Source organism: Streptomyces beihaiensis, from assembly GCF_026274175.1.
Lineage (GTDB): Bacteria > Actinomycetota > Actinomycetes > Streptomycetales > Streptomycetaceae > Streptomyces > Streptomyces beihaiensis.
Window position 1 is genome coordinate 1 of sequence record NZ_JAPHNL010000322.1, and the last position, 22516, is coordinate 22516.

21 protein-coding genes are annotated in these 22516 nt (G+C 72.0%); 9 read left to right on the plus strand and 12 right to left on the minus strand.

Going from position 1 to position 22516, the window contains the following annotated elements; genetic code table 11:
* Positions 1–153: 153 nt before the first annotated feature.
* From opcA to tkt, 4 genes are all read right to left on the minus strand, one after another.
* Positions 154–1128 carry a glucose-6-phosphate dehydrogenase assembly protein OpcA gene (gene opcA, locus OFY01_RS29400; protein WP_266605040.1) on the minus strand — a complete coding sequence of 325 codons (975 nt, stop codon included), beginning with the start codon at positions 1126–1128 and terminating at the stop codon, positions 154–156.
* Complete coding sequence (gene zwf, locus OFY01_RS29405; protein ID WP_266605042.1) at positions 1125–2720, minus strand: glucose-6-phosphate dehydrogenase; 1596 nt, start codon at positions 2718–2720, stop codon at positions 1125–1127. Before zwf ends, opcA begins: the two co-directional genes overlap by 4 nt.
* Positions 2717–3850, minus strand: a complete 1134-nt coding sequence (tal, locus tag OFY01_RS29410) for a transaldolase (protein ID WP_266605044.1) — start codon at positions 3848–3850, stop codon at positions 2717–2719. Before tal ends, zwf begins: the two co-directional genes overlap by 4 nt.
* A gap of 74 nt (positions 3851–3924) precedes the next feature.
* Complete coding sequence (gene tkt / locus OFY01_RS29415; protein ID WP_266605046.1) at positions 3925–5994, minus strand: transketolase; 2070 nt, start codon at positions 5992–5994, stop codon at positions 3925–3927.
* Between the two features lie 183 nt (positions 5995–6177).
* On the opposite strand from tkt, the gene OFY01_RS29420 reads away from it, so the two are divergent.
* The gene (locus OFY01_RS29420) at positions 6178–7146 is read left to right on the plus strand and encodes a helix-turn-helix domain-containing protein (RefSeq protein WP_266605048.1); all 969 of its coding nucleotides are present in this window, start codon (positions 6178–6180) and stop codon (positions 7144–7146) included.
* Positions 7147–7168: 22 nt separating this feature from the next.
* Entirely contained in the window at positions 7169–7570 is a 402-nt protein-coding gene (locus OFY01_RS29425) for a YchJ family protein (protein WP_266605050.1), read from the plus strand.
* A gap of 40 nt (positions 7571–7610) precedes the next feature.
* Here OFY01_RS29425 and OFY01_RS29430 read toward each other — a convergent pair whose 3' ends face one another.
* The gene (locus OFY01_RS29430; RefSeq protein ID WP_266605052.1) at positions 7611–8312 is read right to left on the minus strand and encodes a FadR/GntR family transcriptional regulator; all 702 of its coding nucleotides are present in this window, start codon (positions 8310–8312) and stop codon (positions 7611–7613) included.
* Positions 8313–8453: 141 nt separating this feature from the next.
* Here OFY01_RS29430 and OFY01_RS29435 point away from each other — a divergent pair, with 141 nt between their 5' ends.
* Positions 8454–8978: a gluconokinase gene (locus OFY01_RS29435; protein ID WP_266605054.1), complete on the plus strand. Its 525-nt coding sequence runs from the start codon at positions 8454–8456 to the stop codon at positions 8976–8978.
* 87 nt (positions 8979–9065) lie between these two features.
* Positions 9066–10472 (plus strand): GntT/GntP/DsdX family permease, encoded by a 1407-nt coding sequence (locus OFY01_RS29440; RefSeq protein ID WP_266605056.1) that lies wholly within the window; start codon positions 9066–9068, stop codon positions 10470–10472.
* Between the two features lie 118 nt (positions 10473–10590).
* Here the strand turns inward: OFY01_RS29440 and OFY01_RS29445 are convergent, their stop codons facing one another.
* From OFY01_RS29445 to OFY01_RS29460, 4 genes are all read right to left on the minus strand, one after another.
* Positions 10591–11214, minus strand: coding sequence for a cytochrome b/b6 domain-containing protein (locus tag OFY01_RS29445; protein ID WP_266605058.1), 624 nt, complete (start codon positions 11212–11214; stop codon positions 10591–10593).
* On the minus strand, positions 11198–11863 hold the full coding sequence (locus tag OFY01_RS29450) for a molybdopterin-dependent oxidoreductase (protein ID WP_266605087.1): 666 nt from the start codon (positions 11861–11863) through the stop codon (positions 11198–11200). Before OFY01_RS29450 ends, OFY01_RS29445 begins: the two co-directional genes overlap by 17 nt.
* 163 nt (positions 11864–12026) lie before the next feature.
* The gene (locus OFY01_RS29455; protein ID WP_266605059.1) at positions 12027–13571 is read right to left on the minus strand and encodes an APC family permease; all 1545 of its coding nucleotides are present in this window, start codon (positions 13569–13571) and stop codon (positions 12027–12029) included.
* 59 nt (positions 13572–13630) lie between these two features.
* Positions 13631–14605, minus strand: coding sequence for a hypothetical protein (locus OFY01_RS29460; RefSeq protein WP_266605061.1), 975 nt, complete (start codon positions 14603–14605; stop codon positions 13631–13633).
* A gap of 363 nt (positions 14606–14968) precedes the next feature.
* On the opposite strand from OFY01_RS29460, the gene OFY01_RS29465 reads away from it, so the two are divergent.
* The 5 genes from OFY01_RS29465 to OFY01_RS29485 all read left to right on the plus strand — a co-directional run bounded on the left by OFY01_RS29465 (position 14969) and on the right by OFY01_RS29485 (position 19326).
* On the plus strand, positions 14969–15862 hold the full coding sequence (locus tag OFY01_RS29465; RefSeq protein ID WP_266605063.1) for a DMT family transporter: 894 nt from the start codon (positions 14969–14971) through the stop codon (positions 15860–15862).
* A gap of 120 nt (positions 15863–15982) precedes the next feature.
* Positions 15983–16540 carry an NUDIX hydrolase gene (locus OFY01_RS29470; protein ID WP_266605065.1) on the plus strand — a complete coding sequence of 186 codons (558 nt, stop codon included), beginning with the start codon at positions 15983–15985 and terminating at the stop codon, positions 16538–16540.
* A 41-nt stretch (positions 16541–16581) separates the two neighbouring features.
* A complete protein-coding gene (locus OFY01_RS29475) occupies positions 16582–16878 on the plus strand; it encodes a hypothetical protein (protein WP_266605067.1) in 297 nt (98 codons plus the stop codon).
* 179 nt (positions 16879–17057) lie between these two features.
* On the plus strand, positions 17058–18104 hold the full coding sequence (locus OFY01_RS29480; protein ID WP_266605069.1) for a phosphotransferase family protein: 1047 nt from the start codon (positions 17058–17060) through the stop codon (positions 18102–18104).
* A 7-nt stretch (positions 18105–18111) separates the two neighbouring features.
* Complete coding sequence (locus OFY01_RS29485) at positions 18112–19326, plus strand: acyl-CoA dehydrogenase family protein (protein ID WP_266605071.1); 1215 nt, start codon at positions 18112–18114, stop codon at positions 19324–19326.
* A 51-nt stretch (positions 19327–19377) separates the two neighbouring features.
* Here OFY01_RS29485 and OFY01_RS29490 read toward each other — a convergent pair whose 3' ends face one another.
* The 3 genes from OFY01_RS29490 to OFY01_RS29500 form a co-directional block, all read right to left on the minus strand.
* The gene (locus tag OFY01_RS29490; protein ID WP_323135581.1) at positions 19378–19974 is read right to left on the minus strand and encodes a TetR/AcrR family transcriptional regulator; all 597 of its coding nucleotides are present in this window, start codon (positions 19972–19974) and stop codon (positions 19378–19380) included.
* 74 nt (positions 19975–20048) lie between these two features.
* A complete protein-coding gene (locus OFY01_RS29495) occupies positions 20049–21710 on the minus strand; it encodes a class I adenylate-forming enzyme family protein (RefSeq protein WP_266605075.1) in 1662 nt (553 codons plus the stop codon).
* A complete protein-coding gene (locus OFY01_RS29500) occupies positions 21707–22516 on the minus strand; it encodes an SDR family oxidoreductase (RefSeq protein WP_266605077.1) in 810 nt (269 codons plus the stop codon). Before OFY01_RS29500 ends, OFY01_RS29495 begins: the two co-directional genes overlap by 4 nt.

Below are 22516 nucleotides of genomic sequence, written 5' to 3' on the forward strand. Positions count from 1 at the left end.
TAATCGATGTACAGGTCACCGACCTGGACCGTGTAGCGCCCGGCACGCCCGGGGTCGCCGGCGAACAGCTCGCGCAGGTGGGTGCCGTTGAACGTGGCGCGGTGGTCCTCCAGGGCGGTCCACTGGGGGCGGCGCGTCAACAGGGGTGTGGTGTCAGGCATGTTGAACAGACTCCTTGGTGGCCTGGGTCCTGGCCTGGGCCTGAGCCCGAGCGCCGGAGGCGTCCCCGTGCAGCGCGACGGCGTACATCTCGTCGGCGTCGAGGCGGCGGAGCTCTTCGGCGATCAGCTCGGCGGTGGAGCGGACCTTCAGGGCGAGGGTGCGCTCGGGCTGGCCGGGCAGGGTGAGGGTGGCGAGGGGGCCGTCGGGGCGGTCGATGCGGATCTCGCCGTTCGGTGTGCCGAGGCGGACCGCGGTGACGACCGGGCCGTCGGTGGTGACCCGTTCGACCGCGACTCCGAGCCGGGCGCCGAGCCAGCGTGCGAGCAGCTCGGCGCTGGGGTTCTCGGCCTCGGACTCCACGGCGGCGGAGACGATCCGGGCGCGGGCCTGGTCGAGCGCGGCGGCCAGCATGGAGCGCCAGGGGGTCAGGCGGGTCCAGGCGAGGTCGGTGTCGCCGGGCGCGTAGGACGCGGCGCGCAGCGCGAGCGCGGCGAGCGGGTCCTCGACGGCGTAGGCGTCGGTGATGCGGCGGGCGGCGAGGGCGCCGAGCGGGTCCTTGGCGGGTTCGTCGGGGGCGTCGACGGGCCACCACACGACGACCGGGGCGTCGGGCAGCAGCAGCGGGAGGACGACGGAGTCGGCGTGCCGGCTCACGTCGCCGTACAGGCGCAGCACCACGGTCTCGCCGGTGCCGGCCTCGGAGCCGAGGCGGACGTCGGCGTCGAGGCGGTTGCCCTGGCGGTCGCGCGGGGAGCGCGCGGTGCGCTTGATGACGACGAGGGTGCGCGAGGGGTGCTCGCGGGAGGCTTCCTGGGCGGCCTTGGTCGCGTCGTAGGCGTTCTCCTCGTCGGTGACGATGACCATCGTCAGGACCATGCCCACGGCGGGCGTCCCGATGGCCCGGCGCCCTTGCACGAGCGCCTTGTTGATCTTGCTTGCCGTGGTGTCGGTCAGGTCGATCCTCATGGCCTGCGCCAGCTCCGTCCGTCTCGTGCGAGCATCTCGTCCGCTTCCTTCGGGCCCCAGCTGCCGGACGCGTACCGGGCGGGCCTTCCGGAAGCGTCCCAGTGCTCCTCGATCGGGTCGAGGATGCGCCAGGACTCCTCCACCTCCTCCGTGCGCGGGAAGAGGTTGGCGTCGCCCAGGAGCACGTCCAGGATGAGCCGCTCGTACGCCTCGGGGCTGGACTCCGTGAACGACTCGCCGTACGCGAAGTCCATGGTGACGTCGCGGATCTCCATCGACGTACCCGGGACCTTCGATCCGAAGCGTACGGTCATGCCCTCGTCGGGCTGGACACGGATGACGACGGCGTTCTGGCCGAGTTCCTCGGTCGCGGTGGAGTCGAACGGGGAGTGCGGGGCGCGCTGGAAGACGACCGCGATCTCGGTGACGCGTCGGCCGAGCCGCTTGCCGGTGCGCAGGTAGAAGGGGACTCCGGCCCAGCGTCGGTTGTCGATCTCCAGCTTCACGGCCGCGTAGGTGTCGGTCTTCGACTGGGGGTCGATGCCGTCTTCCTGGAGGTAGCCCTTGACCTGTTCGCCGCCCTGCCAGCCCTCGGCGTACTGCGCACGCACGGTGGACTTCGCCAAGTCCGCGGGAAGTTGTACGGACTTCAGGACCTTGAGCTTCTCGGTGACGAGCGAGTCGGCGTCGAAGGACGCGGGCTCCTCCATGGCCGTCAGGGCCATCAGCTGGAGCAGGTGGTTCTGGATGACGTCGCGGGCGGCGCCGATCCCGTCGTAGTAGCCGGCGCGGCCGCCGATGCCGATGTCCTCGGCCATGGTGATCTGCACGTGGTCGACGTAACTGCGGTTCCAGATGGGCTCGTACATCTGGTTGGCGAAGCGGAGCGCCAGGATGTTCTGGACGGTCTCCTTGCCGAGGTAGTGGTCGATGCGGAAGACCTGCTCGGGCGCGAACACGTCGTGCACGATCGCGTTGAGGCGGCGCGCGGAGGCGGTGTCGTGGCCGAACGGCTTCTCGATGACGGCGCGCCGCCACGATCCCGCCCGTCTCCCGCCACCACCCTGACCGAAGCCCTCCGGGCTACCCCCCTTGCTCGGAGGGGCGTCGGCGAGGCCGTGCTTCTTGAGCTGCTGGACGACCTTGGGGAAGAACTTCGGCGGTACGGACAGGTAGAAGGCGTAGTTGCCGCTGGTGCCGCGCTTCTCGTCCAGCTCGTCGACGGCGCTGCGCAGTTGTTCGAACGCCGTGTCGTCGTCGAAGTCGCCGGGGATGAACCGCATGCCCTCGGCGAGCTGCTGCCAGACCTCCTCTCGGAAGGGGGTGCGGGCGTGTTCGCGGACCGAGTCGTGGACGACCTGGGCGAAGTCCTGGTCCTCCCATTCGCGTCGGGCGAAGCCGAGCAGTGAGAAGCCCGGCGGGAGCAGGCCGCGGTTGGCGAGGTCGTAGACGGCCGGCATGAGCTTCTTGCGGGACAGGTCGCCGGTGACGCCGAAGATGACGAGTCCGGAGGGGCCCGCGACGCGCGGCAGGCGGCGGTCGCGGGTGTCCCTGAGCGGGTTGTGCCAGTCGGGTGACGCGAGGGGGCTCACTTGGCTTCAGCTCCCTGGAGGCGGGCCGTGACGGTGGCGAGCAGGTCGTTCCAGGCGATCTCGAACTTGGCGACGCCCTCGTCCTCAAGCTGCTGGACGACCTCGTCGTAGGAGATGCCGAGCGCGTCGACGGCCTTGAGGTCCGCGCGGGCCTGCTCGTAGCCGCCGGTGACGGTGTCGCCGGTGATCTCGCCGTGGTCGGCGGTGGCGTCGAGGGTCGCCTGCGGCATGGTGTTGACGGTGCCGGGGGCGACGAGCTCGTCGACGTACAGGGTGTCCTTGTACGCGGGGTCCTTGACGCCGGTCGAGGCCCACAGCGGGCGCTGCTTGTTGGCTCCGGCGGCCTCCAGGCGGGTGGCCCGCTCGGTGGCGAAGGTCCGCTCGTACGCCTCGTAGGCGAGGCGGGCGTTGGCGAGGGCCGCCTTGCCCTTGAGGGCGAGGGCCGCGTCGGTGCCGACGGCGGTGAGGCGCTTGTCGATCTCGGAGTCGACGCGGGAGACGAAGAACGAGGCGACGGAGTGGATGGTGGCCAGGTCGATGCCGCGCTCGTGGGCCTTCTCCAGACCGGCCAGGTAGGCGTCCATGACGGCCTTGTAGCGGTCGAGGGAGAAGATGAGCGTGACGTTGACCGAGATGCCCAGGCCGATGACCTCGGTGATGGCGGGAAGGCCCGCGAGCGTCGCCGGAATCTTGATCATCACGTTGGGCCGGTCGACGAGCCAGGCGAGCTGCTTGGCCTCGGCGACGGTGGCCTCGGTGTGGTGGGCCAGGCGCGGGTCGACCTCGATGGAGACGCGTCCGTCGCGGCCGCCGGTGGTGTCGTACACGGGGCGCAGGATGTCGGCGGCGGCGCGGACGTCGGCCGTGGTCATCATGCGGACGGCCTCGTCGACGGTGACGCCGCGCACGGCCAGGTCGGCGAGCTGGTCCTCGTAACCCTCGCCCGTGCCGATGGCGGCCTGGAAGATCGACGGGTTGGTGGTGACGCCCACGACGTGCGAGGTCTCGATCAGTTCGGCGAGGTTGCCGGACTCGATGCGGGTGCGGGACAGGTCGTCCAGCCAGATGGAGACGCCTTCGCCGGAGAGGGAGGTGAGGGGTTCGACGGCGTTGCTCATGTGGTTGTTCATCTTCTTTCGCGTACGAATGCGTGGTGAGTGCGTACTGAGTGCGGTGTACGCACCGAGTGCTGGGCGCGCAGTGGTCAGGCGCGGGTGGCGGCCAGCGACTGCCTGGCCTGCGCGGCGACGTTCTCGGCGGTGAAGCCGTACTCGGCGAAGAGCGTGGCGGCGTCGGCGGAGGCGCCGAAGTGCTCCAGGGAGACGATGCGCCCCGCGTCGCCGACGTAGCGGTACCAGGTCAGGGCGATCCCGGCCTCGACGGCGACGCGCGCCTTGACCGACGGCGGCAGGACCGAGTCGCGGTACTCCTCGGTCTGCTCCTCGAACCACTCGACCGACGGCATGGACACCACGCGGGTGCCGATTCCCTCGGCCTCCAGCTGCTCGCGCGCGGCGACGGCGAGCTGCACCTCGGAGCCGGTGGCGATGAGGACCACGTCGGGGGTCGCCTTCGACGCCTCGGCGAGGACGTATCCGCCCTTGGCGGCGTCGGGGTCGGCCTCGAACACCGGCAGGCCCTGCCGGGACAGCGCCAGGCCGTGCGGGGCGGGCTTGTCGGAGCCGCGGCGCAGGATCTCGCGCCAGGCGGCGGCGGTCTCGTTGGCGTCGGCGGGGCGGACGATGTTGAGGCCGGGGATGGCGCGCAGCGAGGCGAGGTGTTCGACGGGCTGGTGGGTGGGGCCGTCCTCGCCCAGGCCGATCGAGTCGTGCGTCCACACGTAGGTGACGGGGAGCTGCATCAGGGCGGACATGCGGACGGCGTTGCGCATGTAGTCGGAGAAGACGAGGAACGTGCCGCCGTAGACACGGGTGTTGCCGTGCAGGGCGATGCCGTTCATCTCGGCGGCCATCGAGAACTCGCGGATGCCGAAGTGGATGGTGCGGCCGTACGGGTCGGCCTCCGGAAGCGGGTTGCCGGCCGGCAGGAACGACGACGTCTTGTCGATGGTGGTGTTGTTCGAGCCCGCCAGGTCGGCGGAGCCGCCCCACAGTTCGGGCAGGACCGGGCCGAGCGCCTGGAGGACCTTGCCGGACGCGGCACGCGTGGCGATCTTGGTGCCGGTCTCGAAGGCGGGCAGCGCCTGCTCCCAGCCCTCGGGCAGGCGGCCCGCGACGACGCGGTCGAGGAGGGCGGAGCGCTCCGGGTTGGCGGTGCGCCAGGCGGCGAGTTCCTTGTCCCAGGCGGCGTGTGCCTCGGCGCCGCGGTCGAGGGCCGCGCGGGTGTGGGCGATGACCTCGTCCTCGACGACGAAGCTCTGCTCCGGGTCGAAGCCGAGGAGCCGCTTGGTGGCGGCGATCTCGTCGGCGCCGAGCGCGGAACCGTGGGACGCCTCGGTGTCGCGGGCGTTGGGGGCGGGCCAGGCGATGATGGTGCGCATGGCGATGATGGAGGGGCGTTCGGTCTCGGTCTTGGCGGCGACGAGCGCCTCGTACAGGGCCTTGACGTCGATGTCGCCGTCGGCGAGGGGCGTGATGCGCTGCACGTGCCAGCCGTAGCCCTCGTAGCGCGCGAGGACGTCCTCGGAGAAGGCGGTCTCGGTGTCGCCCTCGATGGAGATGTGGTTGTCGTCGTAGACGAAGACGAGGTTGCCGAGCTTCTGGTGTCCGGCGAGCGAGGACGCCTCGGCGCAGACGCCCTCCTCCAGGTCGCCGTCGGAGACGATCGCCCAGACGGTGTGGTCGAAGGGGCTCTCGCCCGCGGCGGCCTCCGGGTCGAACAGGCCGCGCTCGTAGCGGGCTGCCATGGCCATGCCGACGGCGTTGGCGGCGCCCTGGCCGAGCGGTCCGGTGGTGGTCTCCACTCCGGCCGTGTGGCCGTACTCGGGGTGGCCCGGGGTCTTGGAGCCCTGGGTGCGGAACGCCTTCAGGTCGTCGAGCTCCAGCTCGTAACCGGCGAGGAAGAGCTGGGTGTAGAGGGTGAGGCTGGTGTGTCCCGGGGAGAGGACGAAGCGGTCACGGCCGGTCCACTCCGGGTCGGCCGGGTCGTGCCGCATGACCTTCTGGAACAGGGTGTACGCGGCCGGGGCGAGGCTCATCGCGGTGCCGGGGTGGCCGTTGCCGACCTTCTGCACGGCGTCGGCGGCCAGCAGGCGCGCGGTGTCGACGGCGCGCTGGTCGCGTTCGGTCCACTGGAACGGTGTCTCCGTGCTCATGTGTACAGCTTCCTTCGCAAACGTTGTGCATCTACCGTGCCGAAAGGCACCCGGCCCCTGGACCGAAAGACCAGGTCGAACTACCTACGAACTTAAAGGTCATACTTTTTTGCGGGTAGGTGCCTCCGTGCCAGCGTGTGGTGAAAATGAGACACGGAACGCAGTCGACACCGAGGACATCGCATGACGGAGCAGCGCCCCGCGCAGACGAGCGCACATCTGGGAACCGCCCCGCCCAGGGGAGCCGCGGCCGGGGCCGCCGCGGAGGTCACCACGGGACCCGGTGAGCACATCCGCACCTACCCCTTCGACCCGAGCGCCAGCGTCTTCGGCGTCGGCATGCAGATCGGGCCGATGGGGACCGAGGGGCCCTGGGCCGGGGGCGTGGGACTGTCGCGGCGCGTGCACCGGATCGACTTCCACGTTCTGCTCTTCTTCCGCGAGGGCCCGGTCCACCACATGATCGACTTCACCGAGTACGAGGCCCGGCCCGGCGACATCCTGTGGATCCGGCCGGGGCAGGTGCACGGCTTCTCGCCGCACGACGCGTACGTGGGCACGGCGCTGACCATGCAACCGGGCTTCCTGCCGCGCGCGATGGTCGAGGCGACCGGCATGTACCGCTACGACCGGCCGCCGCTGCTGCACCCGGGCCCGGACCAGCTCGCGGCGCTCGGCCCCGCGTTGGAGCAGCTGGGGCGCGAGTACCTGGACACGTCGACGCTGCCGCTGAGCCTGCACACGTCGGTGCTGCGGCACTCGCTGACCGCGCTGATGCTGCGGGTGGCGCACATCTCGGCGCAGGCCGCGGCCGACGCGTGCGCGCCGCAGCCGGACACGACGTTCAGCCGGTTCCGCACGGCGGTCGAGCAGGGGTTCACCGAGAACCACAGCGTGAGCGCGTACGCCGACGAGCTCGGCTACTCGCGCCGCACGCTGGTCCGTTCCGTGCGCGCCGCGACCGGCCTGACCCCGAAGGCGTTCATCGACCGGCGCGTGGTCCTGGAGGCCAAGCGGCTGCTCGCCCACACGGATCTGCCGGTCGGCCGGATCGGCGCGGCGGTCGGCTTCGCGGACTCGGCCAACTTCTCCAAGTACTTCCAGCAGCACGCGGGGGTGACGCCCGCCGGGTTCCGGGCGGAGCAGGTGTAGGCCCGGCTTGTAAGGTCGGGCCATGCCACGCACCGCCCCCGCCGCCGCCTCCACCTGTCCCTGCGGTCTGCCGAGCCCGTACGAGAAGTGCTGCGACCGCTACCACGCGGGGGCCGCCGCCCCGACGGCCGAGGCGCTCATGCGCTCGCGGTACACGGCGTTCGTCCGCCGGGACGCCGGATACCTGCTGCGCACCTGGCACCCGGACACCCGTCCGCCGGGCATCGACTTCGACGCGGCGCCGGCCTGGACCGGCCTGGAGGTCCTGGAGACGACCGAGGGCACCTCGTTCCACCAGCAGGGAACCGTGACGTTCCGCGCCTGCTACCGGGACGGCGGCCGGGCGGGCTCGCTGCACGAGCGCAGCCGGTTCGCGCGGGTCGGCGGGGCGTGGGTGTACGTGGACGGCGACTTCATCGAATGACCGCCCGCCGCCGTACAACCGTCCGTCGGCGTAAGGCTGTTCAAGGCGCGAGGATGTCCAGCTCCTGAAGCGCGCCGACCGCGATCTCGCGCGTGACCGCCTCCGCGCGCTCGGCGTCGCGCTCCCTGACCGCCTCGGCGACCTGGACGTGCAGCGAGACGGCAGCCGGGTCGGGGTCCTCGAACATCACCTGATGGTGGGTGCGGCCCGAGAGGACCTCGGCCACCAGGTCGCCGAGGTGGGCGAACATCTCGTTGCCCGAGGCGTTGAGGACGACCCGGTGGAACCGGATGTCGTGGACCAGGTACGCCTCCAACTGGTGGCCGCGCGAGGTGGCCACCATGCCGAGCGCGCACTCCGTCAGTTCGGCGCACTGCTCGGGCGTCGCGTGGCGCGCGGCCAGACCCGCCGCGACCGGCTCGACCGCCGACCGAAGCACCGTCAGGGAGCGCAGCTGGCGCGGCCGGTCGGCGCCAGCGAGGCGCCAGCGGATGACCTGCGGGTCGTAGACGTTCCACTCGGCGGCAGGACGCACCGTCACGCCGACGCGGCGCCGGGACTCCACCAGACGCATGGACTCCAGGACCCGGACCGCCTCGCGCATCACCGACCGTGACACCTCGAACCGCTGGGCCAGCTCGTCGGTGCGCAGGACACTGCCCGCGGTGTACTCCCCCGCGGTGATCGCGGGACCGAGGCTGTCGAGTACACGGGCGTGCAGCCCCCGGTCCTGTGTGGTCATGACGTACAGCGTACGCGGCGCCACTCGCCGCCAATAAGTATGACTTTTACGTCACAGGGTCTTGAAATCGTCTGACGTATTGAGCTTCAGTGTCGTCGCACAGCGATGTCGACGAAGACAAGACAGCGAGGCAGCACAACGATGAGCACCACCCACGTCGTCGTGGTGATGGGCGTGGCAGGGACCGGCAAGACCACGATCGGTCCCCTGCTCGCCGACCGGCTCGGCGTTCCGTACGCCGAGGGCGACGACTTCCACCCCGAGGCCAACATCGCCAAGATGACGGCCGGTACGGCCCTCACCGACGACGACCGGTGGCCCTGGCTCGACGCCATCGGCCGCTGGGCGCACGGCCGGGCCGGGCTCGGCGGGGTGGTCTCGTGCTCGGCCCTCAAGCGCAGCTACCGCGACCGCCTGAGGGCCGAGGCCCCCGGAGTCGTCTTCGTCCACCTCACCGGCGACCGCGCGCTCATCGAGGAGCGGATGTCCCGGCGGCAGGGCCACTTCATGCCGACCGCACTCCTCGACTCGCAGTTCGCCACGCTTCAGCCGCTCACCGCGGACGAGGCCGGTGTCGACGTCGATGTGGCGGGTTCCCCGGAGGAGATCGCGGAGCGGGCCGTGGCGGCCCTGTCCGCGCTCGACGCCAAGGGCGCACCCGCGTAACGCGTCACCGCACCCCCCGCACCCGTCACCGCAGTCCCCGTACCTCGTACCCCGTCCCCCGTCCCTCCTCGTACAAGGGAAACCACCGTGACCAGACTCAGCGTCGAGATACTGGCAGCGGACGCCACCGAGCCGATCACGTCCGCGGGCCACGCCCAGCTCGGGATCGCCGTGCTCGCCGGCATCGCCGTCATCGTCCTGCTCATCACGAAGTTCAAGGTCCACGCGTTCCTGTCGCTGACCATCGGCTCACTCGCGCTCGGCGCCATCGCCGCGGCACCGCTCGACAAGGTGATCACCAGCTTCACCAGCGGGCTCGGCGCCACCGTCGGCGGCGTGGGCGTGCTCATCGCGCTCGGCGCCATCCTCGGCAAGCTGCTCGCCGACTCCGGCGGCGCGGACGAGATCGTCGACACGATCCTCGCCAAGGCCGGGAGGTCCGGCGGCAGGGCGATGCCGTGGGCGATGGTCCTGATCGCGTCCGTGATCGGCCTGCCGCTCTTCTTCGAGGTCGGCATCGTGCTGCTGATCCCGGTCGTCCTCATGGTCGCCAAGCGCGGCAACTACTCCCTGATGCGGATCGGCATCCCGGCTCTCGCGGGCCTGTCGGTCATGCACGGCCTGATCCCGCCGCACCCCGGCCCGCTCATCGCGATCGACGCGGTCCACGCCAACCTCGGCATCACGCTGGCGCTCGGCATCGTCATCGCCGTCCCCACCGTGATCATCGCGGGTCCGGTCTTCTCGAAGTACGCCGCCAAGTGGGTCGACGTCCCCGCGCCCGACGGGATGCTCCCGGTGCGCGCCTCCGAGGAGCTCGAGAAGCGGCCCAGCTTCGGCGCCTCCCTCGCCACGATCCTGCTGCCGGTCGTGATGATGCTGTCCAAGGCGCTGGTCGACATCGTCGTGGACAACCCGGACGACACGGTCCAGCGTGTCTTCGACGTCATCGGCGCACCGCTGATCGCGCTGCTGGCGGCCGTCGTCCTCGGGATGTTCACGCTCGGCCGGGCGGCCGGGTTCACCAAGGGGCGGCTGCAGTCCACCACGGAGAAGTCGCTCGCCCCGATCGCGGGCATCCTTCTGATCGTCGGCGCGGGCGGCGGTTTCAAGCAGACGCTCATCGACACCGGCGTCGGCCAGATGGTCATGGACATCTCGAAGGACTGGTCGATCCCGACGCTGCTGCTCGCCTGGCTGATCGCGGTGGTGCTGCGCCTGGCCACGGGTTCGGCGACGGTCGCGACCGTCTCGACGGCCGGTCTCGTGGCGCCGCTCGCGGCGAACATGAGCGACACGCACACGGCCCTGCTCGTCCTGGCCATCGGCGCGGGCTCGCTCTTCCTCAGCCATGTGAACGACGCCGGTTTCTGGCTGGTCAAGGAGTACTTCGGGCTCAGTGTCGGCCAGACCTTCAAGACCTGGTCGATCATGGAGACGATCGTCTCCGTGGTCGCGGGCGCACTGGTGCTGCTGCTGTCCCTGGTGATCTAGGGGCTGTCACCGGTGAGCTGAACCGGCGAACTGAACCGGCGCACGCACAGAGGACCACACCGCACAGAGGACGAAGTCCGGGGCACACCGCCGCACGGTGTGCCCCGGCTTCCTCGTCTCACGGCGCGTCGAGCCACTCCCCGTGTTCACGCTCCGCCCAGTCACGGCGTACGAATCCGGTCCGCATGCCGCGTCGCGCCTCCGGGTCGCCGACCGCCATGCCGACGTGTCCGGCGATCACCACACCGAGCGCGAGCGCCAGCCAGTCGTGCACGAAGGTGGAGCCGGTGCGCCAGGCCACGGGCGCCAGGTGCGTGAACCACATGAGCAGCCCGGTGCCGAGCATCACCAGCACGGCGCCGGCCAGCCACGCCGCCCACAGTTTCTGCCCCGCGTTGAACTTGCCCGCGGGCCGCCCCGGCCGCCGCCGCACCACGGCCCGCAGCCACACCTTGTCGTAGGGCGCGAAGCGGTTGAGGCGGCGCAGGTCGCGGCGGAAGGCACGGGAGGCGAGACCGAGCAGGAAGGGCGCGGGCAGCAGGAGCCCCGCCCACTCGTGGACCGTGACGACGAGTTCGCGGCGCCCGACGAGCTCCGCGAGCCGCGGCAGGTACAGGCAGGCCGCCGTGACGACGCAGACGCCCATGAGGGTCGCGGTGGCACGGTGCACCCAGCGTTCGGAGCGGGTGAACCGCCGCACACGTGCGGGCAGTGGCGTGGCGGTGTCAGCTGGTGGGTGCATCGTCTCGCCCGTTGGAGCGGCCGACCCAGGCGTCGACGTCATAGCCGCGCTCCTCCCAGTAGCCGGGGCGCACGCGGTCGGTGACCGTGATGCCCGAGAGCCATTTGGCCGACTTGTAGAAGTACATGGGCGCCACGTAGAGGCGGACCGGGCCGCCGTGCGCGTGGCCGATGTCCTTGTCCCGCATCCGCAGCGCCACGAGGACGTCGGGGCGGCGCGCCTGGTCGAGCGTGAGGCTCTCCGTGTACGTGCCGTCGAAGCAGGTCAGGCGGACGGCCTTGGCGCCGGGGCGCACGCCCGCGGCGTCCAGGAGGTGGGAGAGCCGTACGCCTTCGAAGGGCGTGTCCGGCACCCGCCAGCCCGTGACGCACTGGACGTCGCGGACCACCCGGGTCCTGGGCAGCGCCCGCAGTCGCGCCAGCGTGTACGTGGCGGGGCGGTCGACCAGGCCGTCGACGCTGAGCCGGTAGTCGGCCGCCGAGCGGTGCGGCACGGACGCGGCGACGGAGTAGAACCGGAATCCGCCGCTGCCCGGAAGCAGTCCGGTCAGGCCGGTGGGGTCCTTGTCCGCGGCGCCGCCGACGACGGCGTCCACGACGCTCTGGAGGTGCGGGGCCGCGGCCACGGTGAGCGCTCCCGCGCCCAGCATGCCGAGGACGACGCGGCGCCCGACCGGGGCACCGGTTTCGCTGTCTGTCACGCCTCGATTCGAGCACGTGGGCGGGGCGGGGGCCAGGGCGGGCCGGGTTCCGTCAGCGTTTCGTCATCTTCGGCCGCGCCCCAGGCCCGCTGGCCGCACCCCGGGCCCGCTGTCAGCCCGCCCGCTTCTCCAGCTGGAACGCCTCGTTGCCGAGCCCGATCCGGGCGTGCGCCTCGGGGTCGCGGGAGCGCAGGACGAGGCTGTGGACCACTCCGGCGACCGCGGCGAGGGCGATGATGCCGGGCAGTATCCAGTTGAGCGCGGAGTCGGGGCCCGAGCCGACGAGTACGTCGACGTCCTTGACCGTGTACCCGGCGATGACGAGCAGCGCCAGGCCCGCGACGCCCGAGGCGACGAGCCGCCACGCCTGCGCGGCGGCGGCACCCCGCTTGACGAAGAAGACGATGACGGCCAGGCACGCGGTGGCCATCAGCAGGATGACGCCGAGCGCGCCGATGTTGCCGCCCCACGTGAACAGGTGCAGGACCGGGGCGGTCGGATCGCCGTGCGGGCCGTCGTCGGTGAACGCGAAGACGGCGACCACGGCGAGCGAGATCACCGACTGGAGGACCGAGCCGGTGCCGGGCGCGCCGCTGGACTCGCTGGTGCGGCCGAAGGCACGCGGCAGCAGCCCTTCGCGGCCCATCGCGAAGGCGTAGCGCGCCACCACGTTGTGGAAGCTGAGCAGCGCCGCGAACATGCCGGTGACGAACAGGACGTGGACGACGTCGGTGAAGGTCGAGCCGAGCCGGTCCTGGGTCAGTCCGAACAGCAGCCCCGCGGACTGCTTCCGCGCGGCGCCGACGACGTGGGACGGCCCGGCGGCGACGGTGATCGCCCACGAGCTGAGCGCGAAGAAGACGGCGACCCCACCGACCGCCAGGAACATGACACGCGGAACGAGGATGTGCGGCCTGCTGGTCTCCTCCGCGTACACCGGCGCCTGCTCGAACCCGATGAACCCGGCGACGCAGAAGCACAGCGCGGTGCCCAGGCCCACGCCGGAGAGCGTGCCGGGGTCGAAGGCGTGCGGGGACAGGCCCTGGGCGCCGGGGTCGGCGACGGCGGCGATGTCGAAGACGACCACGACGGCGACCTCGATGAGCAGCAGCACACCGAGCACCTTGGCGTTCACGTCGATCTTGAGCAGGCCGAGCACGGCGACGGCGACGAGCGCGAGCAGCGCGGGCACCCACCAGGCGATGTCGAGGGACAGGTACCGCTCGGCGAGCCCGGAGACCTCGAAGCCGAACAGACCGTAGATGCCGACCTGCATCAGGCTGTACGCGACGAGCGCGACCAGGGCCGCGGCGGCGCCGGCGGTCGGGCCGAGGCCGCGGGATATGTAGGCGTAGAAGGCACCGGCGTTGTGCACGTGCCGGCTCATCTCCGCGTAGCCGACGCTGAACAGGGCGAGCACGGCGCCCAGGATCAGGAAGAGCAGTGGCTGGCCGACGACGCCCATGACGGCGAACGTCGTCGGCATGACGCCCGCGACGACGAGCAGCGGCCCGGTCGCGGCGAGCACGGAGAGCAGCAGCCCCGCCGTGCCGAGGCGTCCGGCGCGCAGCGCGCCCTCCTCGCCCAGGTAGGTGTTGATACCCGGCTCCGCGCCGGGCTGCGAACTCTCCGTGGTCTGCGAACTGCCCGTGGTCATGGGGGGGCGTCCCTTTCGCTGGTGTCCGGTCGGTGGCTGAGTGGTCGGGGCGGGGCGTGCTAGGCCGAGCCGAGCGCGGCGCCGCGTGCGGCGCTGAACGCTTCGTACGGGTCCCGGTCCGGGTACGACCAGGGGTCGGGGGTGCGGTGCGGACCGATGCGGTGGAAGAGGGCGGCGGCCTCGGCGGGGCGGCCCTCGCAGTACTTGGCGTGGGCGAGGTAGTTCAGGTCGATGCGGGCGCGCGGGTGCGCCTGCGCGGACCCGGCGCGGCTGTGCGTCTCGCCCCACTCCAGCCACCAGTCGAAGGCGGCCTTCAGCGCCACGCGGGCGCGCCGCCCCGTCCAGTGGCCGGATGCCTTCGCGTCGGGCGGCAGGAATCCGGCGCGGGCGAGCACGCGGTAGCGCTCGGCGTGCGCGACGACGGGCAGGGCGGCGAGCGGCGAGCCGGCCGGGGCCTGCTCGGCGGCCCAGGCGCCGAAGTCGTACACCTCGTGCAGCGGGTCCTGTCCGGCGTCCGCGCGGCGCTCGGCGAGCCGGGCGACCATCAGGTGGTGGGCGTGGTGGTGCGTCGGATGCCGGACGCGAACCTCGTCGAAGAGCCGTACGACGTCTTCCTCGCGGCCCACGGTCCGCTCCAGGCGGAGCAGTGCGAGCCAGGGCGTGGGGTCCTGCGGCACGAGGGACGCGGCGTCCAGACAGGCGTCCCTGGCCCGGTCGGGGCGGGCGCGCCCGGCGACGGCGCGCTGCACGGCGGCGCAGGCGACGAGCACGGCCGCGTCCGCCGACTCGGGTTCGACGAGCCGCCAGTCATCGGCCCAGGCCCCCGCGGTCGGCTCGTGCGCGAGGCCCATGAGGCGGTGGCCGCGCCGGTCCCAGTCGTCGCCGGTGGCGGCGAGGAGTTCGCGTGCCTCGCTCCAGCGGCCCTGGGCGAGGGCGGAGCGGGCGGCCACCAGGTCGGTGTCGTCGAGTGCGGGGTCGAAGGTGTACGCGGGCTTCCTGCGGGGACGCCCGAAGGGGGGCGGAGGTGGGGGCACCGCAACTGTTCCTCTTCGACTTTTCAACTTGAGACGCGAGCGGACGATCACGCACAGCAAACCGGTACCGGCCGCTCCGCGTCAAGACCACGCGGACGCCAACCTGACCCAACTCAACCCCCAACCCGTCTAGTTGTGACCATGAACCAGTCAATTTCCGCCACTCGGTGACGAGTTGTGATGCTGACACGCGTGGGCGAGTTCCCGGTCCGACGGGGCGTGGGGACGGCGGCGCGAGGGGCGGGGACGGGACCCGCGGGAGTCGCGGGCGGCCGGCGCACTCATGGGGCGGCCGGGGCCGCGGAGCGCTACCCTCAGCGGTACCGGTCCCTGCCCGTCCCGCAGCAGTCCGAGGTGCACAGCGTGTCGGTCCTCGTCCTCTGTCTCGCCGTGAGCGCGGCGCTCTGCCTGGGTGTCGGCTTCGTCCTCCAGCAGAACGCGGCACGTCATGCGCCGCTGGGCGACTTCCTCTCCCTCAGGCTGCTGCTCGACCTGATGCGGGTGCCGCGCTGGCTGGCGGGGACAGGTTTCATGGTCTGCGGCATGGCGCTCGGCGCGCTCGCCCTCGGCCAGGGCGAGCTCTCCCAGGTGGAGCCGCTCCTCGCCACGAACCTTCTGTTCGCCCTGGCGCTGTCCCGGCGACAGACCCGGCAGCCGCTCGGCCGGCAGGGCTGGGCCGGGCTCGCGCTGCTCGCGGGCGGTGTGAGCGCGTTCATCGTCGCCGGTCAGCCGCGTGGCGGCAGCGCGGTGACCGATCCGCTGCGGCACTGGCTGATCATCGGGGCGATGATCAGCGGGGCGCTCGTTCTCACCGCGTTCGCCAAACGCTCACGGCTGAGCGCGGGCCCGGCGCTGCTGGCCCTCGCCGCCGGGATGCTGTACGGAGTGCAGGACGCGCTGACCCGGGTGAGCGGGCAGCGGCTCTCCTCCGGCGGCTGGGCGGCCCTGTTCACGGGGTGGCAGCCTTACACGGTGTTCGCGCTGGGAGTGACGGGACTCGTCCTGGTGCAGAGCGCCTTCGAGACGGCGCCGCTGCGGATGTCGTTGCCGGCGCTGACCGCCGCGCAGCCGCTCGCCGGGATCGCGTGCGGCGTCGGGTTCCTCGGCGACCAGCTGCGTACCGATGCGGGTGCCTTGGCCTGGGAGGCGGCCGGGCTCGCCGGGATCGTGGTGGGCATCGTACTGCTCGGCCTGCACCCGGCCATGCCGCCGGGCACGGCCGCGCGGGGGCCGGATCGGGTCGGGGTGGGCGTCTAGGGTTCGGAGCGTCCGTCGGGGCGGGTGCGTCCTGTCGTGCGGCGGCCGCGGGGCGCGACCGGCCACGACGCGACCCGCACCCGACGGGAACCCGCCCGCCATGACGCGTAGCCTCCCCGCATGACTTCACCCGCTGACGAGATCCTCGACATCGTCGACGAGCACGACCACGTCGTGGCCCAGGCCCCACGCGGCCGCGCCTACGCGGAGGGCCTGCGGCATCGTTGCGCGTTCATCCTGGCCCGCGACCCGCTCGGCCGCGTCTTCGTGCACCGCAGGACCCCCACGAAGCTCGTCTATCCGGGCCGGTACGACATGTTCGTCGGCGGAGTGGTGGGCGCCGGGGAGACGTACGACCAGGCCGCGCTCCGGGAGGCGGAGGAGGAGCTCGGGGTCAGCGGGCTCCCGCAGCCCGTGCCGCTGTTCAGGTTCCTGTACGACGACGGCGCGGGCCACTCCTGGTGGTCGGCCGTCTACGAGGTCACCTGCGCCCTCCCGGTCCGCCCGCAGGCCGAGGAGATCGACTGGTACGGGTTCCTGGGCCCCGACGAGCTGGAGCGGCGCCTGACCGAGTGGGAGTGGACGCCGGACGGGCTCGCGGCGTACGAGCGGTGGAAGGCGCGTCACCTTCAAGGCGGGCGGCTCGCACATCAGGATGAACCACGCATGACGGACTAGCCTGGCAGGGGCAGCTACGGACGTCACCGAAGGTGAGCCACATGACCACCCTCCATCACGAGCACCCCACCCACGAGCACGCGCACGGCCCGGCCTGCGGGCACCAGGAGGTGCCGCACGGCGACCACGTCGACTACGCGCACGACGGGCATCTGCACCGTCGCCACGGCGACCACTGGGACGAGTGCGAACCGAGCGGCCATGCCGCGCACGAGCGCCACGAGCACCAGCACGGCGAGGGCTGCGGGCACACGGGCGTGCCGCACGGCGACCATGTCGACTACCTCCACGACGGACATCGGCACGCGGCCCACGACGGGCACTGGGACGACCACTGACACCTCCCTCCGGCCCTGCGCCCCGACCGCAGGCCCGGCATCCCGCGAGGGTGCCGGGCCTTCCGTTTGCCGCCCCGGCAGGGCAGCGTGGGAACGATCACGTTTCCGCGAAGCACTGGACGACATACCGACCAGTCGGCATGATGAGCTGGCAGCAGCCCACCCCGGAAGGACCCGCGATGAGTCACCCCCCAGGTCTCGACCTCGACGCGTTCCGCGCCCACCTCGACCACGTGCGGCCGGGCCTGCTGAGCGGACCGCTGACCGGGCGCCTCATCGAGGGCGGGCGCTCCAACCTCACGTACGAGGTGGGCGACGGGACCTCGCGGTGGGTGGTGCGGCGGCCGCCGCTCGGCCACGTACTGGCCACCGCGCACGACATGAGGCGCGAGCACCGGGTGATCGCGGCGCTGCACCCGACGGACGTGCCGGTGCCCGAGCCGGTCCTGCTGTGCGAGGACGAGAGCGTGCTCGGCGCCCCGTTCTACGTCATGGAGTTCGTGGACGGCACGCCGTACCGGACCGCCGAGCAGCTCGCCTCGATCGGCCCCGAACGCACCCGCGCGGCCGTGCTCGCGCTGGTGGACACGCTCGTCGACCTGCACGCCGTGGACCCGGCCGCGGTGGGGCTCGGCGACTTCGGACGCCCCGAGGGCTTCCTGGACCGGCAGCTGCGCCGCTGGGGCAAGCAGCTCGACGCCTCGCGCGGGCGTGAGCTCGCCGGTGTCGACGAGCTGCACGCCGCGCTCGGCCGTGCGCTGCCCGCCTCCCCCGCGCCGACGATCGTGCACGGCGACTACCGGCTCGACAACGTGCTGGTGGGCCATGACGTCGTGGACGGGGTCGCCGGCGACCGCATCAAGGCGGTGCTCGACTGGGAGATGTCCACGCTCGGCGACCCGCTCACCGATGTCGGCCTGCTGGTGATGTACAGCGCGAGGCTGGAGCTGCCGGGCTCCCCCATCTCCACGACGGCCGGGGCGCCCGGCCATCCGGACGCCACCGAGCTCGTCGAGCGGTACGCGGCACGCTCGGGACGGGACGTCTCCGCCATCGCCTGGTACACGGCGTTCGCCTGGTTCAAGCTCGCCGTGATCCTCGAGGGCATCCACTACCGCTACACGCTCGGCCAGACCGTCGGCGCCGGCTTCGACCGGATCGGAGAGCTGGTGCCGGTCTTCATCGAACGCGGCCTCACCACCCTCCAGGACCTCAAGGAAGGCTGATCCCCTCATGGACTTCGCATTCGACGCCCGCACCGAGGAACTGCGCGGGCGGCTGCTCACCTTCATGGACGAGCACGTGTACCCGGCCGAGGCCGTCGCCGCCGAGCAGCGCGCCGGGCTCGACTCGCCGTGGCAGACCCCGGCCGTGATCGAGGAACTCAAGGCCGAGGCCCGCAGGCAGGGCCTGTGGAACCTGTTCCTGCCGGACGACGAGCACGGTGCGGGCCTGACCAACCTCCAGTACGCCCCGCTCGCGGAGATCACCGGCCGCTCCCCGCAGCTGGCACCCACCGCGCTGAACTGCGCGGCGCCGGACACCGGGAACATGGAGGTGCTCGCCCAGTTCGGCTCGGACGAGCAGAAGAAGCAGTGGCTCGACCCCCTGCTCGCCGGGGAGATCCGCTCGGCGTTCGCGATGACCGAGCCGGAGGTGGCCTCGTCGGACGCCACCAACATCACGACGCACATCGAGCGCGACGGCGACGACTACGTCGTCACCGGCCGCAAGTTCTACATCTCGGGCGCCATGAACCCGAACTGCAAGATCTTCATCGTGATGGGCAAGACCGACCCGGACGGGCCCGACATCCGCCGCCAGCAGTCGATGGTGCTCGTCCCGCGCGACACCCCGGGTGTCGAGGTCCGGCGGGCCATGCGGGTGTACGGGTTCGAGGACCACTGGCACGGCGGGCACGCGGAGGTCGTCTTCGACCACGCGCGCGTGCCGGCGAGCAACCTCATCGGCGAGGAGGGCGGCGGCTTCGGCATCGCGCAGGCCCGGCTCGGCCCCGGCCGGATCCACCACTGCATGCGGCTGATCGGCATGGCCGAAAGGGCCGTCGAGCTGATGTGCCGCCGGGCCGTGGGCCGCACGGCCTTCGGCAAGCCGCTCGCCCAGCAGGGCGTGGTGCAGGAGTGGATCGCGGACGCGCGGGTCGCGGTCGAGCAGCTGCGTCTGCTCGTCCTGAAGACGGCGTGGCTGATGGACACGGTCGGCAACCGGGGCGCCCACACGGAGATCCAGGCGATCAAGATCGCCACGCCGCGGACCGTCGTCGACATCATCGACAAGGCGGTGCAGCTGTACGGCGCGGGCGGGGTCTCCCAGGACTACCCGCTGGCGGAGCTGTGGGCCGGGGCGAGGACGCTGCGCCTGGCCGACGGACCGGACGAGGTGCACCAGCGGTCGCTCGCGCGACGGGAGCTCAAGCGCTTCCTCTGAGGCGTTGCCGGGTGCGGGTTCGTCGTGGCCGGTCGCGCGGTTCCCCGCGCGTCAGGGCCGCAGCGCCCGCAGCAGCAGGTCCGCCAGCTGGTCGGCCAGCTGCTGCGGCGTGAGCGGGCCGTCCGGCCGGTACCAGGTCGACAGGTGGTGGACCGAGCCGAAGTGGTAGTCGACGACCAGGTCGGCGGGGGTGTCGGTGGTGAAGACGCCCTTCTTCTGGCCCTCTTCGATCAGCGCCCTGAACCGCTCGTGGTAGCGGCGCCGCTCGGCCCGTACCTGCTTGTTCTTCTCGGGGCTGAGGTGGTGCATGGAGCGGAAGAAGATCGCCGCGTCGTCGAGGTTCTCGATCGTGGTGACGACGACGTCGGCGGCGGCGTCGCGCAGTCGCCGCTCGACCGGGGCGTCCTGCTCCGCGAACATGTCGAGCCGCTCCTGCTGGAGGCGGAGCACGCGCGCGTACACCTCCTGAAGCAGGTCCTCCTTGGACCCGAAGTAGTGGTAGAGCGCGCCCTTCGTGACGCCCGCCGCCTCCACGATCTCCTGCACCGACGTGCGGTCGTAGCCTCGGTCGGCGAACAGCCGGGTGGCGGCCGCGAGGAGTCGCTGCGGAACGGGGGTCTCGCTGCCGTCCGTCGTCGTCCTGGCCACTGCCGCCACCTGCCTGTCCGTGTCGCTGATGCGATGTCTGTGATGCGATGTGCGTGGTGCGCCGCTTCCCGGCGCTACGCCTTCGGGGAACGCAGTTCCCGTCGGAGGATCTTCCCACTCGCCGTCTTGGGCAGCTCGCCCAGGACCTCCACCTCGCGCGGGTACTTGTACGCGGCGAGCCGTTCCTTGCAGTAGGCGGCCAGGTCGGCGGGGGCGGCCTCGGCCCCCGGGCGCAGGCTGACGTACGCCTTCACGGTCTCGCCGCGGTAGGCGTCCGGCACGCCCACGACGGCCGCCTCGCGCACGGCGGGGTGGGTGTAGAGGACGTCCTCCACCTCACGGGGCCAGACCTTGAACCCGGAGGCGTTGATCATGTCCTTCTTGCGGTCGACGACGTAGAGCCAGCCGTGGGAATCCATGAAGCCGATGTCGCCGGTGCGCAGCTCGCCGTCGGGGAACGTCTCGGCGGTGGCCTCGGGGCGGCGCCAGTAGCCGGGCACGACCTGGGGGCCGCGCACCACGATCTCGCCGTGCTCGCCGAAGGGCACCTCCCGGCCGAGGTCGTCGACGATCCGGACGACCGCGTCGGGTCCGGGGACGCCGACGGCGAGGGTGCCGGAGACCGGGTCGACGGGCGCCTCGACGCCGGTCGGCACGGCGGCGCACGGGGCGGTGCACTCGGTCAGGCCGTAGCCGTTGTGGATGTACGGGCCGAAGGCCGCGCGGAACCTCTCCACCAGGGCGGGCGGCACCGGGGCGCCGCCCGACCCTATGGCGTGGAAGGAGGCGAAGTGGTCAGGGGTGGCCTGCGGCTGGGCGGCGAGGGCCATGAAGGCGGTGGACGGGCCGACCGTGTAGGCGGGCCGGTGCTCGGCGAACGCGTCGAGGACGACGCCCGGTTCGAAGCGGTAGGCCAGGGCGAGGGTGCCGGCGTTGGCGAAGGAGGCGACGAGTTCGCAGACCATCCCGGTGATGTGGAAGAGCGGGGCGAGCGCGAAGTACGTGCCGCCTTCGGGCACGCCGAGGCCGGTGCGCTGGCGTTCGGCGTTGTAGGTGATGTTGCGGTGCAGGTTGGTGGCGCCCTTCGGGGTGCCGCTGGTGCCGGAGGTGTAGCTGATCAGGGCGATGTCGTCGCCGGTGAGGTCGCGTCCGGCGGGCGCGCGGTGGCCCTGGCGGGCGATGGTCACGAGGTCGTCGGCGTCCCTCGCGGGCGGCGTGACCCGCTCGAAGGCCAGCACGCGGGCGTCGGTGCGGGTCTGGAGGTCGAGCTCGCAGGCGGTCAGGGCGATCCGCACGGGCGAGTCGGCGGCGCACTCGCGCAGATACGACTCCCAGGCCCGGTCCGAGCAGACGAGCGCGCTCACCTCGGCGTCGTGCAGCACGTGCCGCACCTCGCCCGCCTTGTACATCGGATTGACGGGGACGACGACCGCACCGGCCTTGAACGCGCCGAGCAGCGCGAGCACGAAGTGCGGCGAGTTCTGCAGCAGGATCGCGACGCGCTCGCCGCGGGCAAGCCCCCGCGCGGCGAGGTGACCGGCGACGGAGTCGGACAGGGCGTCCACCTCCGCGTAGGTCAGGCGGCCGTCGAAGTAGGCGAGGGCGGGGTGACCGGGGGCGCGGCGGACCGCGTCGGCGAATGTGTGCACAACGGTGGCGGGAGGGGTGACGGGGGCCTTCTGCGCGTCGTCGAGGACGGCGAGCCAGGGCCGGGCGGCATAGATCGACTCGGTCACTGTGCGGCCTCCCACTTCTGCTGGAGGTGGTTCATGCCGGTCAGCCAGCCCTCGGGGTCGGCCGCGCGGGCCGCGTAGTAGGTGGCCACCTCCGGGTGCGGCAGGATCAGGAACCGGTCGTCGGCGATCCCGGCGAACAGCGCGTCGGCGACGTCCTCGGGGTCGACGGCGGTCGGCGCGAGGATCAGCTCCCCGGCGGTTCCGGCGGCGGTGAGCATGTCGGTGCGTACGCCCTGCGGGCAGATCGCGTGGACCTTGAGGCCGCGGTGGCGGTAGGTGAGCGAGAGCCATTCGGCGAACGCGTACGCGCCGTGCTTGGACACGCTGTAGGGCGCGGCGCCGACCATGGTGAGCAGTCCGGCGGCGGAGACGGTGGAGACGAAGCGGCCGCCGCCGCGCTCCAGCCAGTCGGGCAGCAGGGCGTGCGCGGCGCGCACATGGGCCATCACGTTGACGTCCCAGGCGGCGGCCCACACCTGCTCGTCGGCGGCCTCGGTGCCGCCGGAGGCGAGGCCCGCGTTGGCGCAGTAGACGTCGACGGTGCCGCCGAGGGCGTCGCGGGCGTCGGAGACGATCGCGGAGGCGTCTCCGGGCAGGGCCGTCGCGCCGATCTCGGCGGCGACCGCCTCGGCCTTCTTCGCGTCCAGGTCGTTGACGACGATACGGGCGCCTTCGGCGGCGAACCGGCGCGCGAGCGCGGCCCCGATGCCGCCGCCCGCGCCCGTGACGACGACGCACTGGCCCCGCAGTCCGTCGGCCGGTGCCTTGGGCAGTCCGTTCGGCAGTCCCTGTGGGTTCTCCACCAT

What these genes read in the sequence shown, in the direction of transcription:
- opcA (WP_266605040.1), bottom strand. Translation starts at nt 1,128, where the DNA reads ATGAGGATCGACCTGACCGACACCACGGCAAGCAAGATCAACAAGGCG.
- tal (WP_266605044.1), bottom strand. Translation starts at nt 3,850, where the DNA reads ATGAACAACCACATGAGCAACGCCGTCGAACCCCTCACCTCCCTCTCC.
- tkt (WP_266605046.1), bottom strand. Translation starts at nt 5,994, where the DNA reads ATGAGCACGGAGACACCGTTCCAGTGGACCGAACGCGACCAGCGCGCC.
- OFY01_RS29420 (WP_266605048.1), top strand. Translation starts at nt 6,178, where the DNA reads ATGACGGAGCAGCGCCCCGCGCAGACGAGCGCACATCTGGGAACCGCC.
- OFY01_RS29425 (WP_266605050.1), top strand. Translation starts at nt 7,169, where the DNA reads ATGCCACGCACCGCCCCCGCCGCCGCCTCCACCTGTCCCTGCGGTCTG.
- OFY01_RS29430 (WP_266605052.1), bottom strand. Translation starts at nt 8,312, where the DNA reads ATGACCACACAGGACCGGGGGCTGCACGCCCGTGTACTCGACAGCCTC.
- OFY01_RS29435 (WP_266605054.1), top strand. Translation starts at nt 8,454, where the DNA reads ATGAGCACCACCCACGTCGTCGTGGTGATGGGCGTGGCAGGGACCGGC.
- OFY01_RS29445 (WP_266605058.1), bottom strand. Translation starts at nt 11,214, where the DNA reads ATGCACCCACCAGCTGACACCGCCACGCCACTGCCCGCACGTGTGCGG.
- OFY01_RS29450 (WP_266605087.1), bottom strand. Translation starts at nt 11,863, where the DNA reads ATGCTGGGCGCGGGAGCGCTCACCGTGGCCGCGGCCCCGCACCTCCAG.
- OFY01_RS29455 (WP_266605059.1), bottom strand. Translation starts at nt 13,571, where the DNA reads ATGACCACGGGCAGTTCGCAGACCACGGAGAGTTCGCAGCCCGGCGCG.
- OFY01_RS29470 (WP_266605065.1), top strand. Translation starts at nt 15,983, where the DNA reads ATGACTTCACCCGCTGACGAGATCCTCGACATCGTCGACGAGCACGAC.
- OFY01_RS29475 (WP_266605067.1), top strand. Translation starts at nt 16,582, where the DNA reads ATGACCACCCTCCATCACGAGCACCCCACCCACGAGCACGCGCACGGC.
- OFY01_RS29480 (WP_266605069.1), top strand. Translation starts at nt 17,058, where the DNA reads ATGAGTCACCCCCCAGGTCTCGACCTCGACGCGTTCCGCGCCCACCTC.
- OFY01_RS29485 (WP_266605071.1), top strand. Translation starts at nt 18,112, where the DNA reads ATGGACTTCGCATTCGACGCCCGCACCGAGGAACTGCGCGGGCGGCTG.
- OFY01_RS29500 (WP_266605077.1), bottom strand. Translation starts at nt 22,516, where the DNA reads ATGGTGGAGAACCCACAGGGACTGCCGAACGGACTGCCCAAGGCACCG.